At 63.9% G+C, this 14,551-nt stretch carries 15 protein-coding genes and 1 tRNA gene; 8 read left to right on the top strand and 8 right to left on the bottom strand.

The window, feature by feature from the left end; translation table 11 throughout:
• Positions 1-23 precede the first annotated feature (23 nt).
• From ACEN9H_RS19605 to ACEN9H_RS19595, 3 genes are read right to left on the bottom strand one after another with little or no spacing between them, the layout of a single operon-like run.
• Entirely contained in the window at positions 24-776 is a 753-nt protein-coding gene (locus ACEN9H_RS19605) for a UDP-2,3-diacylglucosamine diphosphatase (protein WP_413671769.1), read from the bottom strand.
• A gap of 58 nt (positions 777-834) precedes the next feature.
• Positions 835-1,329: a peptidylprolyl isomerase gene (locus tag ACEN9H_RS19600; protein WP_056128158.1), complete on the bottom strand. Its 495-nt coding sequence runs from the start codon at positions 1,327-1,329 to the stop codon at positions 835-837.
• 31 nt (positions 1,330-1,360) lie between these two features.
• Complete coding sequence (locus tag ACEN9H_RS19595; protein ID WP_413671768.1) at positions 1,361-1,975, bottom strand: peptidylprolyl isomerase; 615 nt, start codon at positions 1,973-1,975, stop codon at positions 1,361-1,363.
• A 248-nt stretch (positions 1,976-2,223) separates the two neighbouring features.
• On the opposite strand from ACEN9H_RS19595, the gene cysS reads away from it, so the two are divergent.
• From cysS to ACEN9H_RS19555, 8 genes are all read left to right on the top strand, one after another.
• The gene (gene cysS / locus ACEN9H_RS19590; RefSeq protein ID WP_413671767.1) at positions 2,224-3,621 is read left to right on the top strand and encodes a cysteine--tRNA ligase; all 1,398 of its coding nucleotides are present in this window, start codon (positions 2,224-2,226) and stop codon (positions 3,619-3,621) included.
• Positions 3,622-3,641: 20 nt separating this feature from the next.
• Positions 3,642-4,310, top strand: coding sequence for a DNA-3-methyladenine glycosylase family protein (locus tag ACEN9H_RS19585; RefSeq protein ID WP_413387827.1), 669 nt, complete (start codon positions 3,642-3,644; stop codon positions 4,308-4,310).
• A 61-nt stretch (positions 4,311-4,371) separates the two neighbouring features.
• A complete protein-coding gene (locus ACEN9H_RS19580) occupies positions 4,372-5,349 on the top strand; it encodes an acetyl-CoA carboxylase carboxyltransferase subunit alpha (RefSeq protein ID WP_056128171.1) in 978 nt (325 codons plus the stop codon).
• Positions 5,346-6,767, top strand: coding sequence for a tRNA lysidine(34) synthetase TilS (gene tilS / locus ACEN9H_RS19575; protein WP_413671766.1), 1,422 nt, complete (start codon positions 5,346-5,348; stop codon positions 6,765-6,767). The genes ACEN9H_RS19580 and tilS overlap by 4 nt, the downstream gene beginning before the upstream one ends.
• Positions 6,768-6,894: 127 nt before the next feature.
• Positions 6,895-8,142, top strand: coding sequence for an aspartate kinase (locus ACEN9H_RS19570; protein ID WP_160408667.1), 1,248 nt, complete (start codon positions 6,895-6,897; stop codon positions 8,140-8,142).
• 97 nt (positions 8,143-8,239) lie between these two features.
• Positions 8,240-8,333: transfer RNA gene (locus ACEN9H_RS19565), tRNA-Ser, on the top strand.
• Positions 8,334-8,499: 166 nt separating this feature from the next.
• The gene (locus ACEN9H_RS19560; RefSeq protein ID WP_413671765.1) at positions 8,500-9,777 is read left to right on the top strand and encodes a tyrosine-type recombinase/integrase; all 1,278 of its coding nucleotides are present in this window, start codon (positions 8,500-8,502) and stop codon (positions 9,775-9,777) included.
• A gap of 93 nt (positions 9,778-9,870) precedes the next feature.
• Positions 9,871-10,077, top strand: coding sequence for a helix-turn-helix transcriptional regulator (locus ACEN9H_RS19555; protein WP_413671764.1), 207 nt, complete (start codon positions 9,871-9,873; stop codon positions 10,075-10,077).
• A gap of 48 nt (positions 10,078-10,125) precedes the next feature.
• Here the strand turns inward: ACEN9H_RS19555 and ACEN9H_RS19550 are convergent, their stop codons facing one another.
• From ACEN9H_RS19550 to ACEN9H_RS19530, 5 genes are read right to left on the bottom strand one after another with little or no spacing between them, the layout of a single operon-like run.
• Complete coding sequence (locus ACEN9H_RS19550; RefSeq protein WP_413671763.1) at positions 10,126-11,094, bottom strand: fatty acid desaturase family protein; 969 nt, start codon at positions 11,092-11,094, stop codon at positions 10,126-10,128.
• Complete coding sequence (locus tag ACEN9H_RS19545) at positions 11,081-11,683, bottom strand: phosphatase PAP2 family protein (protein ID WP_413671762.1); 603 nt, start codon at positions 11,681-11,683, stop codon at positions 11,081-11,083. The genes ACEN9H_RS19550 and ACEN9H_RS19545 overlap by 14 nt, the downstream gene beginning before the upstream one ends.
• Positions 11,680-12,786: a hypothetical protein gene (locus ACEN9H_RS19540; protein WP_413671761.1), complete on the bottom strand. Its 1,107-nt coding sequence runs from the start codon at positions 12,784-12,786 to the stop codon at positions 11,680-11,682. Before ACEN9H_RS19540 ends, ACEN9H_RS19545 begins: the two co-directional genes overlap by 4 nt.
• The gene (locus tag ACEN9H_RS19535; RefSeq protein WP_413671760.1) at positions 12,786-13,541 is read right to left on the bottom strand and encodes a hypothetical protein; all 756 of its coding nucleotides are present in this window, start codon (positions 13,539-13,541) and stop codon (positions 12,786-12,788) included. The genes ACEN9H_RS19540 and ACEN9H_RS19535 overlap by 1 nt, the downstream gene beginning before the upstream one ends.
• Positions 13,538-14,536, bottom strand: coding sequence for a hypothetical protein (locus ACEN9H_RS19530; RefSeq protein ID WP_413671759.1), 999 nt, complete (start codon positions 14,534-14,536; stop codon positions 13,538-13,540). The genes ACEN9H_RS19535 and ACEN9H_RS19530 overlap by 4 nt, the downstream gene beginning before the upstream one ends.
• Between the last annotated feature and the right edge of the window lie 15 nt (positions 14,537-14,551).

The raw sequence follows: 14,551 nt of genomic DNA, 5'->3' as shown, positions 1-14,551 counted from the left end.
TCGACCTAGCAGGATTGAGGGGTTTAGATCGTGCGACCGTCGAGATCGCAACGCAGGATGCGGCCGTCTTCGTCGATCGCGATCCAGCCGCCGCGGACGGGATCCGCGTCGAGTTCCCAGTCCGGCAGCACATAACGCCGCTGGCCGCCGGCCTCGTGCAGGGCGGGGCGGTGGGTGTGGCCGTGGATGATGACGTCCGTGCCCGTGTCCGCATGCAGCGCGGCGACGGCGGCCGGGGTGACGTCCATGATCTCGTACGGTTTTTCGCCGTGCGCCGCGCGGCTGCCTTCGCGCAGGCCGGCGATGATCGCCTTGCGCTGGGCCAGTGGCATGGCGAGGAACTGGCTCTGCCATGCCGGGTCGCGCACCTGCGCGCGGAAGGCCATGTACTTGACGTCGTCCGTGCACTGGGCGTCGCCGTGTACCAGGACGACCTGGCGGCCGGCGATGGTCGCCACGTGCGGTTCGGGCAGCAGGGTGAGGCCGGCCGCGTCGGCGAAGCCGGTGCCGACGAGGAAGTCGCGGTTGCCGCCGAGCCAGTAGACGGCCGTGCCGCCGTCGCTCACACGGCGCAGCGCGGTGGCGACGCTGCGGTTGAACGGGTCGTCGAGGTCATCGTCGCCGGCCCAGTATTCGAAGATGTCGCCGAGCAGATAGAGCCGCTCGGCATGCGCCGCGCGTTCGGCCAGGAAGCGGAAAAAGGCTTCGGCCGTACGCGGGTGGGATGCCTGCAGGTGCAGGTCGGAAATGAAGAGTGCGAGCGTGCGCGCGGTCATGTGCTTCCAGGATCAATCGCCGGAGCAGGGCCCGCGCGTCATGCCTGCCTTGTTCAGATTACTGGACGACTTCGATCTTCTCGATGACGACGTCTTCGCTCGGCACGTCCGAGTGCATGCCGGCGCGGCTCGTCTTGACGTTGTTGATCTGGTCGACGATGTCCTGGCCTTCGACGACCTTGCCGAACACGGCATAGCCCCAGCCGTCCTGGCCCGGGTAGTTCAGGAAGTCGTTGTTCTTGGTGTTGATGAAGAACTGGGCCGATGCCGAGTGCGGGGCCATCGTGCGGGCCATGGCAATCGTGTACTTGTCGTTCTTGAGGCCGTTCTTCGCTTCGTTCTCGACGGTCTGCTCGGTCGGCTTTTGCTTCATGCCCGGCTCGAAACCGCCGCCCTGGATCATGAAGTCCTTGATCACGCGATGGAAGATCGTGTTCGAGAAGTGACCCTTGTTCACGTAGTCCAGGAAGTTGGCAACGGTCTTCGGTGCCTTGTCGGCGTCCAGTTCGACCTTGATGTTGCCCTTGTTGGTGGTCATGAGTACGGTGGTCATGTTTTTTCCTATCGTTGGAGTTGCGAGTTCGTTATTTTACTTTATCGCCCTTGAGGAGGGTCGCGGACTGAATCGTGACGGGCGTGACCGGCACGTTTTCGAGACCCCGGATGTCGTCCACGACGACGGCCTTGATCTTGTCGACGACGTCCTGGCCCTTCACGACCTTGCCGAATACGGTGTAGCCCGAGCCCTGCATGTTCGGATAATCGAGCCCGGGATTGTCGACAACATTGATGAAGAATTGCGAGGTGGCCGAGTCCGGATTCGATTCGCGCGCCATGGCGACCGTATACTTTTCGTTCGACAGGCCGTTGTTGGACTCGTTCTTGATCGGTTTGTTCGTCTTGCGTCCATGGAACTGGGCATCCATGCCGCCGGCCTGGATCATGAAGCCGTCGATCACGCGGTGGAAGATCGTACCCTTGTAGAAGCCGGACTTGACGTACTTGAGGAAATTGTTCACGGAGATGGGCGCTTTTTCCGGGTTCAGTTCCAGCACGATCTCGCCCATCGACGTTTTCAGCGAGACTTGCGGGTCGGCGGCGAACGCGGCGGCAGACAGGGTCAGGGCGGCCAGGCCGGCGGCAAAGCGGGCAACTAAGCGGGCAGTAAAGCGGGCGCCGGGCGATTTCAGGACGTGCATCGTAGCTTCCTCTCGGTGGATATAGCGCAAAGGGCTGTCAAGGGTTTTGCAGAAAAATAAACCTATGGCATATGCGGCCAGTCGGGATTTTATCAATGCTATACTTTGCGACGGACTGCCGATTCTATCAAAAAGAACAAGGTTCCCAAGATTCGCGGTCCTGACACTCCCGACGCGCCCGCCACGTCCCGGCACTGCCGCAAGGCTGCGTTTCGAGCGTCATGCTCCAACCCTCTAGCAAACATCCGATGAGCCAACTCAAGATCTACAACACGCTCGCGCGTGACAAGCAGGTATTCGTTCCCCTCCAGTCCGGCAAGGTCAACATGTACGTGTGCGGGATGACGGTTTACGATTACTGCCACGTCGGTCATGGCCGGATGATGATGGCGTTCGACGTCATCTACCGCTGGCTCAAGGCATCGGGCTATGAGGTCAAATACGTCCGCAACATCACGGACATCGACGACAAGATCATCAAGCGTGCCGTCGAGAACAATGAAACGATGACGTCGCTCACGACCCGTTTCATCAAGGCGATGGACGAAGACACTGCTGCCCTGGGCATCCTGCCGCCGGATTTCGCGCCGCGCGCGACGGAGTACGTGCCGCACATGCTGTCGATTATCGAAAAGCTGGAAGCGAAGGAACTCGCCTACCGGGGCGAGGACGGCGACGTGAACTATGCCGTGCGTAATTTTCCGGGCTACGGCAAGCTGTCCGGCAAGTCGCTGGACGACCTGCGTGCGGGCGAGCGCGTGGACGTGAACACGGGCAAGCGCGATCCGCTCGACTTCGTCTTGTGGAAGGCCGCCAAGGAATCCGAACCGATCGAGGCCAAATGGGACTCGAAATGGGGTAAAGGTCGTCCGGGCTGGCACATCGAGTGCTCCGCCATGTCGTGCGCCATGCTCGGCGAACACTTCGACATCCACGGCGGCGGCGCCGACCTGCAGTTCCCGCACCACGAGAACGAGATCGCCCAGTCGGAAGGCGCGTTCGGTCCGCCGATGGCGAACTACTGGATCCACAATGGCTTCGTGCGCGTCGACAATGAGAAGATGTCCAAGTCGCTGGGCAATTTCTTCACGATCCGCGACGTCCTCAAGAAATACGATGCCGAGGTCATCCGCTTCTTCATCCTGCGTGCCCATTACCGCAGCCCGCTGAATTACTCGGACGTCCACATCGACGACGCGAAGGGCGCGCTGACGCGCCTGTACACGGCCTTGTCCGAGGTCGATGTCGGCCCCGAGCCGCTCGCCGTCGACTGGGACGAAGCCCATGCGCAGCGCTTCCGCGACGCGATGGACGACGATTTCAATACGCCGCTGGCGGTGGCCGAGTTGTTCGACCTGGCCACGGAAGTCAACAAGAGCAAATCCATCGCGGCCGCGCGCCAGCTGAAGGCGCTGGCCGCCGTGCTGGGCCTGCTCGAACGCAGTCCGCAGGCCTTCCTGCAGGCCGGCACGCCGGGCGAGGGCGGTCTCGATGAGGCGGCGATCGTCGATGCAATCGCGCGCCGCGCCGCCGCCAAGAAGGCGCGCAACTTCGCCGAGGCCGACGCGATCCGCGCCGAGCTGACCGCGGGCGGCGTCGTGCTCGAGGACAAGCCGGACGGCAGCACCAACTGGCGTCGCGCCTGACCGGCCCTCCGCGCACGAGCATGGCACTTTCCAAGGACCTCGCGGGCGCCGTCCCGGCGCCGCCGGACGTTCAGCCTTCCGTCCCACCGTACTGGGCGGAGGCGAAGGCCGAGCTCATGCGTCGGGACCGCATCATGAACAAGCTGATCCCGCAATTCGGCGACATGCACCTGCGCGGCCATCCCGACCCGTTCACGACGCTGGCCCGCTCCATCGTCGGCCAGCAGGTGACGGTCAAAGCCGCCGAGTCCGCCTGGACGAAGCTGCGCGCGCTGTGCCCGAAGATGACGCCGTCGCAGGTCATCAAGGCCGGCGCCGAAGAACTGGCGGGCTGCGGCCTGTCGAAACGGAAGACGGAATACATCCTCGACCTGGCCGATCACTTCAAGGCGAAGCGCGTCCATGCCGACCAATGGTCGCAAATGGATGACGAAGCCGTCATCGCCGAGCTGGTCCAGATCCGCGGCATCACGCGCTGGACAGCCGAGATGTTTTTGATATTTAATCTGCTCAGACCGAACGTCCTGCCCCTGGACGATCCCGGCCTGATCCAGGGCATCAGCCAGAATTACTTCTCCGGCGAGCCGGTCTCGCGCAGCGATGCGCGCGAGGTCGCCGCCAATTGGGAACCCTGGCGAACAGTTGCCACATGGTATTTGTGGCGTAGCCTGGATCCGGTTCCGGTATAAAATAGCGCCCTTGCCGCCGCGCGGATGATCTTCCGCGGCCACGAACACACCCGGAGGTACAATGAGTAAAACAACTTTCCTCAGTTTCGAGCAGCCGATTGCCGAGCTCGATTCGAAAATCGAAGAGCTGCGCTTCGTGCAGGACGATTCCGCCGTCGACATCTCGGAAGAAATCGACCGCCTGGCCAAGAAGAGCCAGCAACTGACGAAAGACATCTATGCCAAGCTGACCCCTTGGCAGGTTTCCCAGATCGCCCGCCATCCGCAGCGTCCGTACACGATGGATTATGTGAACGCGATCTTCACCGATTTCCATGAATTGCACGGCGACCGTACCTTCGCCGACGACCAGTCGATCATCGGCGGCCTGGCCCGCTTCAACGGCCAGTCCTGCATGGTCATCGGCCACCAGAAGGGCCGCGACACGAAGGAACGCGCGGCGCGCAACTTCGGCATGCCGCGTCCGGAAGGCTACCGCAAGGCCATGCGCCTGATGAAGGTGGCCGAGAAATTCAACCTGCCGATCTTCACGTTCGTGGACACCCCCGGCGCCTTCCCCGGCATCGACGCGGAAGAGCGCGGCCAGTCGGAAGCCATCGGCCACAACCTGTACGTGATGGCCGAGCTGAAAGTGCCGCTGATCGCCACGATCATCGGCGAAGGCGGCTCGGGCGGCGCGCTGGCGATCGCCGTCGGCGACGCCGTGCTGATGCTGCAGTACGCGACGTATTCCGTGATTTCGCCGGAAGGCTGCGCGTCGATCCTGTGGAAGACCTCGGAGCGGGCGGCGGACGCGGCCGACGCCCTGGGCCTGACGGCGCACCGCCTGAAGGCGATGGGCCTGATCGACAAGATCGTCAACGAACCGCTGGGCGGCGCCCACCGCGACCCGGCCCAGATGGCCCAGATGCTCAAGCGCGCGCTGGCCGACACGCTGCGCCAGTTCCAGGGCATGAAGACCAGGGAACTGCTGGATGCCCGCCACGCCAAGCTGCTGGCCTACGGCAAGTTCAAGGAAACGACGCCGCGCGAAGAGTGAGCCGTCGTACGCAGGGGGCGGCCGTGATCGTCGCCCAGTTCGCGCAGGCCATCGCGGCCCTGCGCGAAGAATGCCTCCCCGATGCCATGCCGCCCGTCGCGGTCGCCCTCAGCGGCGGCCTCGATTCGATGGTGCTGCTGCACCTCGTGCACGCGCACGGCCTGAGCGCCCGCGCCTTCCACGTCCACCATGGGCTGAGCCCGAACGCCGACGCCTGGCGCGACCATTGCGCGGCCGCCGCCGCTGCGCTGGGCATCCCGTTCGACTGGCGCGCCGTCGTGGTCGCGAAAGGGAAGAGCGGCATCGAGGCCGCCGCGCGCAAGCTGCGCTACGCGGCGCTCGGCGAGATGTGCCGGGCCCACGGTGCCGGTCTGCTGCTGACCGCGCACCACCTCGACGACCAGGTTGAAACGGTGCTGTTGCAATTGCTGCGCGGCTCCGGTCCGGCCGGCCTGTCCGGCATGGACCCCGCCAATCGCGCGCCCGGCCTGCTGGGCGACGAACCCCTGGCCATGGCGCGCCCGCTGCTGGGCGTCGCGCGCGCCGACCTCGAACAGTTTGCGCGCGAGCAGGGCATCAGGTGGGTCGACGATGAATCCAATACCGATCCGCGCTATGCCCGCAACGCGCTGCGCCACCAGGTGATGCCGGCGCTGGCCGCCGCGTTTCCCGGCTACCAGCAGCGCATCGCGCGCAGCAGCGCCCACACGCGCTCGGCCCAGCGCCTGCTGGATGAACTGGGCGAACAGGACCTGCAGGCCTGCCTGGCCGGCGATGGTCTCGACCTCGTCCGCGTGCGCGCGCTGAGCCGCGAGCGCATCGACAACCTGCTGCGCCACTGGTTCACCGTGGGCCGCCTCGCGATGCCGTCGACGGCCTGGCTCGCGCAGATGGTGGCGCAGATCCTGTCCGCGCGCGAGGACGCGCAATTGCTCGTCGAACACCCGGACGTCGACGTGCGCCGCCACCGCGACCATTTGTACCTCGTGCCGCGTCTGCCGGACCTCGCCGGGATGCGCGATCCCGAGGATGCCGGCATCATCGACAAGCACGCCCAGGCGTTCCGCTGGAGCGGCGAGGCATCCATCGCGTTTCCCGATTACGGCGGGGTGCTGCATTTCGATGCGGCCGAACGCGGGTTCGATCCGGCCTGGTTGCGGGAGCAGGGCCTCGAGATCGATTTCCGCAAGGGCGGCGAACGGCTGCGCCTGGCGCACAACCGTCCCAGCCGCAGCCTCAAGATGCATTACCAGGCGAGCGGCATCCCGGCCTGGGAGCGGGGGCGCCTGCCGATCGTGAATGCCGGCTTCGACCTGCTGTTCGCGGCGGGTCTCGGCATGGATTGCCGGCACGTGACCGAGGGGCGGGAGCGCGTCGCGCTGCGTTGGGAAAGCGCGACGGCGGCCATCCCGGGTTAATGCCCTTTCCGTATTACCATATTCCTATTTGGTATAGCTTTCGCATCTTGACGGCTTGTGATTCCGCGCCGCAGCATGTAGAGTAAAAGGCTCATTTGATTTTTTACAAGCGGAAATCCCTTCAGTCATGGCCTTAATAGTCCACAAATATGGCGGTACGTCGATGGGTTCGACGGACCGCATTAAAAACGTCGCAGCCCGCGTCGCCAAATGGCACGACGCCGGTCATCAAGTCGTTGTCGTCCCCTCGGCAATGTCCGGTGAAACCAACCGTCTGATCGGCCTGGCGAAAGAGATTATGTCGCAGCCGGACCCGCGTGAACTGGACATGATTGCATCGACCGGCGAACAGGTGTCGGTCGGCCTGCTGGCCATGGCGCTGCTGGCGCGCGGCAAGGATGCCGTGTCGTACACGGGTTGGCAGGTGGGCATCAAGACGGACTCGGCCTTCACGAAGGCCCGCATCCAGTCGATCGACGACACGCGCGTGCGCGCCGACCTGGACGCCGGCAGGATCGTCATCATCACCGGTTTCCAGGGCATGGATGAGGACGGTAATATCTCGACGCTGGGCCGTGGTGGTTCGGACACCTCCGCCGTCGCGATCGCGGCCGCACTGAAGGCCGACGAATGCCTGATCTACACGGACGTCGACGGCGTCTACACGACCGACCCGCGCGTCGTGAGCGAAGCGCGCCGCCTGTCCAAGATCACGTTCGAAGAAATGCTGGAACTGGCGTCGCTGGGCTCGAAAGTCCTGCAGACCCGCTCCGTGGAATTTGCCGGCAACTACCGCGTGCCGACGCGCGTGCTGTCGTCGCTGACCGACCCCCTGATGTCGCTCGAAGAAGAAGCCAACTCGGGTACCCTGATTTCGTTTGAGGAAGAAAGCAACATGGAACAAGCCGTCATCTCGGGCATCGCCTTCCACCGCGATGAAGCCAAAATCACCGTCCTGGGCGTGCCCGACAAGCCGGGCGTCGCCTTCCACATCCTCGGGCCGATCTCGGAGGCCAATATCGAGGTCGACATGATCATACAGAACCAGTCGGTCGACGGTAAGACCGACTTCACGTTCACCGTGTCGCGCAACGATTACCAGCGCGCCATGGGCGTCCTGGAAGGCGTGAAGGCCGAAATCGGCGCCGACAAGATCCTGGGCGATGCCAAGGTCTCGAAGGTCTCGGCCGTGGGCGTGGGCATGCGCAGCCACGTGGGCGTCGCGTCGCAGATGTTCCGTACGCTGTCGGAAGAGGGCATCAACATCATGATGATCTCGACGTCGGAGATCAAGATCTCGGTCCTGATCGACGAGAAGTACATGGAGCTGGCGGTGCGCGCCCTGCACAAGGCGTTTAACCTGGAGCAAGCTTAACTTTTTTCAAAAAAATGGCCGCGCTTCCTTGACCAAAAAGGGTGTGGCCATTAATATGCGTGCACTCAGCGCTGACGCATAAACGTTGAAGCTGACTGGAGGCGTGGCCGAGTGGCCGAAGGCACTTCCCTGCTAAGGAAGCATACGGGCTTAAACCTGTATCGTGGGTTCGAATCCCACCGCCTCCGCCAGAATGTCGTCCTAGCATGTTTAGGGACATCAAAGAACCCGCTGTTCTCATAGAGACGGCGGGTTTTTTGTTGCCTAATACTGTCCAGCGAGGTCCCCAGTTATCCAAACTTTTGGGGGCCGATTTGGGGGCCGTTCTCGGAGCCCCTTGGGCAGGAGGCCCCCAAAATGTCAAAGCGTGTACCGCCGCTGACCCAGCTTCAGATCCGCAACGCGAAGCCGGAGGAAAAACCCTACAAGCTTGCCGACGGCGGCGGACTGTATCTCGAAGTGACACCTGCCGGCGGCAAGTATTGGCGAATGAAATATCGCCGTCCAAACGGCAAGGAAGCCAAGCTGAACTTTGGTGCGTTCCCTGACGTATCCATTAGTGATGCGCGTGAGAAGCGCGACAGCGCACGCCAACTGCTCGCTGCCGGCAACGATCCAGCCCACGCGCGGGCCGAGCAGGCGCGCCAGGCGCGGTTGGCCGAGCAGAACACCTTCGAGCACGTCGCGCGGGACTGGCACCGGACCATGCTCAATAAGTGGCGGCCGCAGACCGCCGAGGAAATCCTGCGGCGCTTCGAGTCCGACATCTTTCCGGCGTTCGGACACCTGCCGATCAACAAGGTCCAAGCGCGTGACGTGCTCGACGCCATCCGGGCCATCGAGCGGCGCGGGGCGCTCGAGATCGCGAACCGGCAGACCGCGAACTGCTCACGCGTGTTCAAGTATGCGATCCGCTGCGGGCTGGCTGAACGCAATCCTGCGGAGTTCCTGCGCGAAGTTCTGCAACCTCGCGAGAAGGGACACTTCGCGGCGATCGGCGCCGACGGATTGCCCGAGTTCCTGCGTGCGCTGTATGCCAATGAGGCCTGCATGGGTGTGCCCACCCGCATTGCAATGTGGCTGATGTTGCTGGTGTTCGTCCGCACGAGTGAGCTTATCGAGACGCCCTGGGCCGAGATCGACCTGGAGAAGGGCGAGTGGATCATTCCGTGGAAGCGCATGAAGCGCGGAAAGCGCCGCATCAATCCTGACAAGACCGATCACCACGTATGCCTGTCGCGACAGGCTCTCGGGCTCCTGCGCGATCTGCACCGGCGCACAGGCGGCGGGGAATACTTGTTCCCGAATCTGCGCGATCCGAAGCGACCGATGAGCAACAACACGTTGCTGAAGGCGATTGAGCGCATGGGGTACAAAGGCGACATGACTGGGCACGGGTTCCGCGCGCTGGCGATGAGCACACTGAAAGAAAACCTGGGCTACCGGCACGAGGTCGTCGATCGGCAACTGGCGCATGCGCAAAAGGACAAGCTGGAAAGCGCATACGACCGCGCAAACTACTTGGAAGAGCGGCGAAAGATGATGCAGTGCTGGGCGGACTACATCGACCGCATTGCGGCGGAAGCCATGCAAGCCTCGTCCGGCTGCGCAAATAATTCGATGCGCAGACGCTAGAGCGGCCGTATCTCGCTGATCGCGTTTTCGGGGGATTGCGTTCCATGCCAGTTGAGATATCTTGGCTCCATTGAGAACTCAAGAGGAGTACAGATGACTACCGACGCCAACTCGAGCGACCGGATGATCAAACTGCCGGAAGTGATCAGCATGACCGGGCTGTCGCGATCGAGCATTTATCTGCTGATCAAGAAGGGTAATTTCCCGCCTCAGATCAAGCTGTCGACCAGATCTTCAGGCTGGCTTTGGAGGGAAATAAACAGTTGGCTGGAATCGAGGCCCAGAGGGTCGAAACATTAACCGAGGACGCAGCAACAGAATAGCGCGGGCCTGTCGCCGGTAGGGGGATCACTTGCTCTGGCGCTCCGAGCTCGGCGTTAAACTTACATCGCGCAAGACCCCGAAATATCCACGGTACAGATTCGCATCCGGCAGCAGCCCCAGGGCCATCATCTCTCGATGTACCCTGCCCAAACCGTGGAAGGGGATGCGCACGAACAGGTGGTGCTCGATATGGTAATGAATCCCGTGCGGGCCGAACAGGAAGGTTTGCCAGGATGGGCGGACGATCGTCCTGGCGTTGCGGCTTTGGTCTTCGCATTCCGGCAGCCCCGCATGCTCCATGATGGCGCGGATGCGTCCGAAGAACTGCAGCAAGGTCAGCGATGGTAGCGTCCACAGGCCGAGATACAACCATGCATGGCCGCACGCAGCCAGCGCGCCCAGGATCAGGCCATTACTGGCCAGCATCGTAGACAGTTCCCACGCCTTATGGCGCGCGCAGTTGTCGAAGGCAGGCACCAGACCCCGGAAATCGCCGCGCATGAATTTGCGTGCGGTCACGAGATTGCCGACCCCGAACAGGTCGCCGACCAGCCGCAGGATCAGCTCGCGCCGCCCGATCGGGTAGTCGTTGACGCCGAAGATGATCGCCACTGGGTCATCGAACCGCATCGGCGCAAGGTGATGCTTCAAGTGGCCGGCCCGGTAGGTCTTGAGCGACAGGCACAACGGCCCAGCGGCGAACGCCTGCCCGACGGCGTCGTTAGCCGCTTGCGACGGAAGCAGCAGGCCATGAGCGCTTTCATGCATCATTACCGCCAGCGCGAGCTGCGTGCGTCCTATCACAATGGCGGCGAGCATGTACGTTGGCAGGGACGGCCACAGGAGCGCGGCCGAGAACGCGGCCGCGATCAACGCCCAGTCAGCTGCCAGCGCGGCCAGTCCGCGCCATGGCCGCGGCCGATAAAGAAGGGCGTCGGGAACGAAGCGGCCCCGTATTTCGGTACCGCTGGAATTTGCCTCACGTGGCGCCATGGAACACCTCCTGTCGTTTCAGCCTTGCCGTCAGCCCGGCGCACAGCAGCGCCATCGACAGGCCACCGGCCACGTCCGCAAGGGTGTGCTGCTTCAATGTCAGCGTCGACAGGCAGATGAGGACACCCGTCGCGGCGACATACCAGCGATGCGGGGCCCGCCAGACCATCCGGCACGCAAGGCACGTAATGCTCACGTGCAGGCTCGGACAGCCGTTCGATGCCAGGTCCATCATCCACAGCCGTGCGAGGCGCTGGCGCAGGAACGCGTTGTCGATGGTCGCCTGGTCGGGGCGGGGAATCTCCTCCGGGAACCACACGAAGCAGACGAAACTCAGGAGGAACGCCATGGCAGCCGCACACCTGAAGCTGTCGAAGTCCCGCTCTCGGGCGAGCGCCGACATTGCGATGACAAACGGGAAGAACAGCATGTAGATCGGCCAGGTCAGAGGAACGAACGGAATCGCGCTGTCCGCCGGCGTGGCAAAGTCATAGCGCGGCACTACCAGGCGCTCGATGAGCACGAACATGGCCAGTCCGATGGCCATGCCGCCGAAGGCGGTCAATGCCTGCCGCGTCGGCTGCGTCATGCCGGCGTCGCGCACAGCGCGAGAAGACGGTCGGTCCAAGCGTCGACCCGGGCTTGCGCCTGTACGATGCCGGACGCCAGCGTGGCCGATACGGGCGCGCCGGCTGCCAGGCCGGCCACCGCCGCAGCGACCTGGCGCTGAAAGTCGAGTGCGTCCCCGCGCCACGTAACTGTCCTGTGCCGGATGCGCAGCTGCATGGCGCGTCTCGCATTGGTGGCCTGCTCGGGCTGGTCCGTGAGCACGAGCACGATCGGCCGGCCATAAACCGTAGCCACCGACAGTGCCGCCATGCCTGGCGCGGACACGATCACGTCCGCATGGGCCGCATGCGTGGCCCAGTCGGGGTCGACGCTCAGCCAGCCACGGCTTGCGGCGTAGCCTTCGCCGACGCGATGTGCCGACAGGCCTACGTCTGCAATTCCGGCGCACAAGGCATCAGCGAGGGCGGTGTCGCGGAAATGCGGGTTGAGGTAGACGGCCGCCTCTGCCCGGCCCGTGCAGGGCTGCGGCCCGGCGATCGCGACAGGTGTCGGCAGCCGATGATCGCGGAGGTCGACAGCGTCGCCCAGGGCATACGCGAAATCGTGCTCGAAGCGCGCTCGCGCCGCGTCGATCTGCCAGCCAACGCAGCGCCGGAACAAGGGGCCGAAAAACGCGGGGCCGATGCCATCGAAATTGCCGAGGACAGCCTCGCGCAGACTCCCGCCATACACGTGCACGACCTTGCGGCGCCATGGCGGCAGCATGCCCATGACGATTGCGGCAGGGTGGAACGAGTCGCTGATCAGGAGGTCGTTGGCGCGCAGCGCGCGCTGTAGCCGCCAGATATCGCGCAACATCTTCGTCGGATTCGCCATATAGCCGGCCACATTGCGGTTCGATGCCTGGCGCAGCATGTTCTGGCGGGGGTCGAACTGCATCGCGTAGTCATGCGACAGGATGCGCGCCTGTATGCCGAATCCGCGCAGGAATGCGCAGCCAGCGTGCGAGGTCGTCACCACGTCGACGTCCGCGCCGGCCTGGCGCAACGCATGCACGAGCAGTTGCGCCCGCATCAAGTGGCCGCGCGCATCGGCCGTGGCAAGGTACAGAATGCGCGGCATTACCGGGGACCGTTCCCAGGCGCGATGCGCAAGGCCAGGCCTGCCGCATACAGGGCGATTGCACCGGAAATGGCGAATCCGGTCTCGATCTTCCGCACTTCGGCCAGGACCCGTGCCAGGTACGGCATCTCGGCGGGCGCCACAAGGCGGTGCAGCGTATGGGCACACAGGCGTACGTGCCGGCGTTCGTCCGCCAATACTTGGGAAAACAACGGGTACAGGGCGTGTCCGGCACCGATCGTTTCGCAGTGGCGCTGCAGTATGCGCACGGCCATCTGTTCCGCACACAGCACCGTTGCGTACGACAGGACGACGGACCCGTGGGCGAACGACGGAGCGTGCTTCCGCGCCACCCGGCCCCAGCGTTCAAGCTTGCGCCGGCTTAGCCCGGCCGGAACGCGACGAGAAGAAAGGCGCGGGCCCCGGGCGTCCAGCGCCGCGGCGTAGAGGGCCGTATGGATGTCTTCTTCCTCGAGGTGCTGGGTGATCTGGCGGGTCATCTGGCCATCCCTGTCGAGATGTAATTGGCCGCGCAGGATGTCCAGCGACGCCTCTTCGGCATCGAGGTACATGCTCAGCAATAGCCGCTCGCCCAGCGCACTCGCGTGGAGGTGGCGCAGCGCGCGCCGCTTGATACGATCGACGAGCCAAGCCTGTAGCGCTGGCCAGCCCTGCGTCGCAGGCGGGGCCGCAAGGGCGTCCGCCACGTTCGCCAGACCGTCCGGGCCGTCGCCAGCGAGGCGCGCGAGAGTCATGACTTCGACAGGCTCTGGTCGCGCTGCCAGGCGAGGATCAACCCCATGAAGCTTTCCTGCATGAAGGCGTGCCCCGAACGGACTGCACCGTCGAAGGGCGTCTCGCGGCCATTGAAGCGGACGTAGCCCTTGCCATCGCGGACCCCAAACGCGAGCGCGTCATGCTTCTTGAAGCCGCCGTCCTGCAATGCGCGCAAAACAGGCTGGTTTTCCAGGCCGAACAGAAACAGCTCGCGCTGTACGACCCAGCGCGGAATGTGGCTACTCAGTGCGTCGAGCTCGATTTCCCAGTTTCCGCTCCGGAAAGCCTGGTCCACCCCGACGGGGCTGCTCGTGCCGGTCGCTTTGAAGCCAGCCCGCAGGAGAGACTTCGACACCTTTCCAAAGCCTAATCCGACCGTGATCCCAGCCGTCGCCGGATCGCCGCTGTCGCTGGACCTGACCGAGACGACCGAACGCGCCAGCCGTTTTCTCAATGACGGGTCCGCAAACAGTTTGCCGACATCCGCCGGGGCCATGATCGTGTGCGCATGCGGGCCGTCCCGCACGACGATCTCGTACGCGTCCATCGACACTTGGGAGAAGTTGCCTTCGACAGGCGCATGGACATACGTCTCCATCTCCCATTGCTCTCCCTTGCGCCGTACCAGCACATGTAGGCTCAAAGGCACGCGCTGCCCGTCCGTCGCAATCCCGCTTCCTTGCAGCAGAACGTCGCCGACGACGATGTCCTTGCCGATCGGCCCGCTCGAAAAGAGAATCTGTCGACTCGTCGTATCCACCTCCGCTTTTGCCGCCGGGAGGTCGACCGCGATGCGGTTGCAGTCGGCGTTTGCCGCGGCGTCGCCGCCAGCCGGACAACCGCTGGCGGACGCGAAATGGTACACCCCGCGCCCGCTCAGTTCGATCGGGGCGGCGGCGGCGTTCGCGCCATACAGCAAGAGCGTAGCAATCGCTGCGCGCGAGGCCACCCTGCAAAATTCGTTCATGCTCATCCCCATGGTCGATGG

This window comes from Massilia cellulosiltytica (assembly GCF_047325105.1).
Taxonomy (GTDB): domain Bacteria; phylum Pseudomonadota; class Gammaproteobacteria; order Burkholderiales; family Burkholderiaceae_D; genus Telluria; species Telluria orientalis.
This window is presented reverse-complemented; position numbering and strand designations above follow the sequence as displayed.

Coding starts and splice junctions, on each gene's coding strand:
- ACEN9H_RS19605 (WP_413671769.1), bottom strand. CDS start 776: ATGACCGCGCGCACGCTCGCACTCTTCATTTCCGACCTGCACCTGCAG.
- ACEN9H_RS19600 (WP_056128158.1), bottom strand. CDS start 1,329: ATGACCACCGTACTCATGACCACCAACAAGGGCAACATCAAGGTCGAA.
- ACEN9H_RS19595 (WP_413671768.1), bottom strand. CDS start 1,975: ATGCACGTCCTGAAATCGCCCGGCGCCCGCTTTACTGCCCGCTTAGTT.
- cysS (WP_413671767.1), top strand. CDS start 2,224: ATGAGCCAACTCAAGATCTACAACACGCTCGCGCGTGACAAGCAGGTA.
- ACEN9H_RS19585 (WP_413387827.1), top strand. CDS start 3,642: ATGGCACTTTCCAAGGACCTCGCGGGCGCCGTCCCGGCGCCGCCGGAC.
- ACEN9H_RS19580 (WP_056128171.1), top strand. CDS start 4,372: ATGAGTAAAACAACTTTCCTCAGTTTCGAGCAGCCGATTGCCGAGCTC.
- ACEN9H_RS19570 (WP_160408667.1), top strand. CDS start 6,895: ATGGCCTTAATAGTCCACAAATATGGCGGTACGTCGATGGGTTCGACG.
- ACEN9H_RS19560 (WP_413671765.1), top strand. CDS start 8,500: ATGTCAAAGCGTGTACCGCCGCTGACCCAGCTTCAGATCCGCAACGCG.
- ACEN9H_RS19555 (WP_413671764.1), top strand. CDS start 9,871: ATGACTACCGACGCCAACTCGAGCGACCGGATGATCAAACTGCCGGAA.
- ACEN9H_RS19550 (WP_413671763.1), bottom strand. CDS start 11,094: ATGGCGCCACGTGAGGCAAATTCCAGCGGTACCGAAATACGGGGCCGC.
- ACEN9H_RS19545 (WP_413671762.1), bottom strand. CDS start 11,683: ATGACGCAGCCGACGCGGCAGGCATTGACCGCCTTCGGCGGCATGGCC.
- ACEN9H_RS19540 (WP_413671761.1), bottom strand. CDS start 12,786: ATGCCGCGCATTCTGTACCTTGCCACGGCCGATGCGCGCGGCCACTTG.
- ACEN9H_RS19535 (WP_413671760.1), bottom strand. CDS start 13,541: ATGACTCTCGCGCGCCTCGCTGGCGACGGCCCGGACGGTCTGGCGAAC.
- ACEN9H_RS19530 (WP_413671759.1), bottom strand. CDS start 14,536: ATGAGCATGAACGAATTTTGCAGGGTGGCCTCGCGCGCAGCGATTGCT.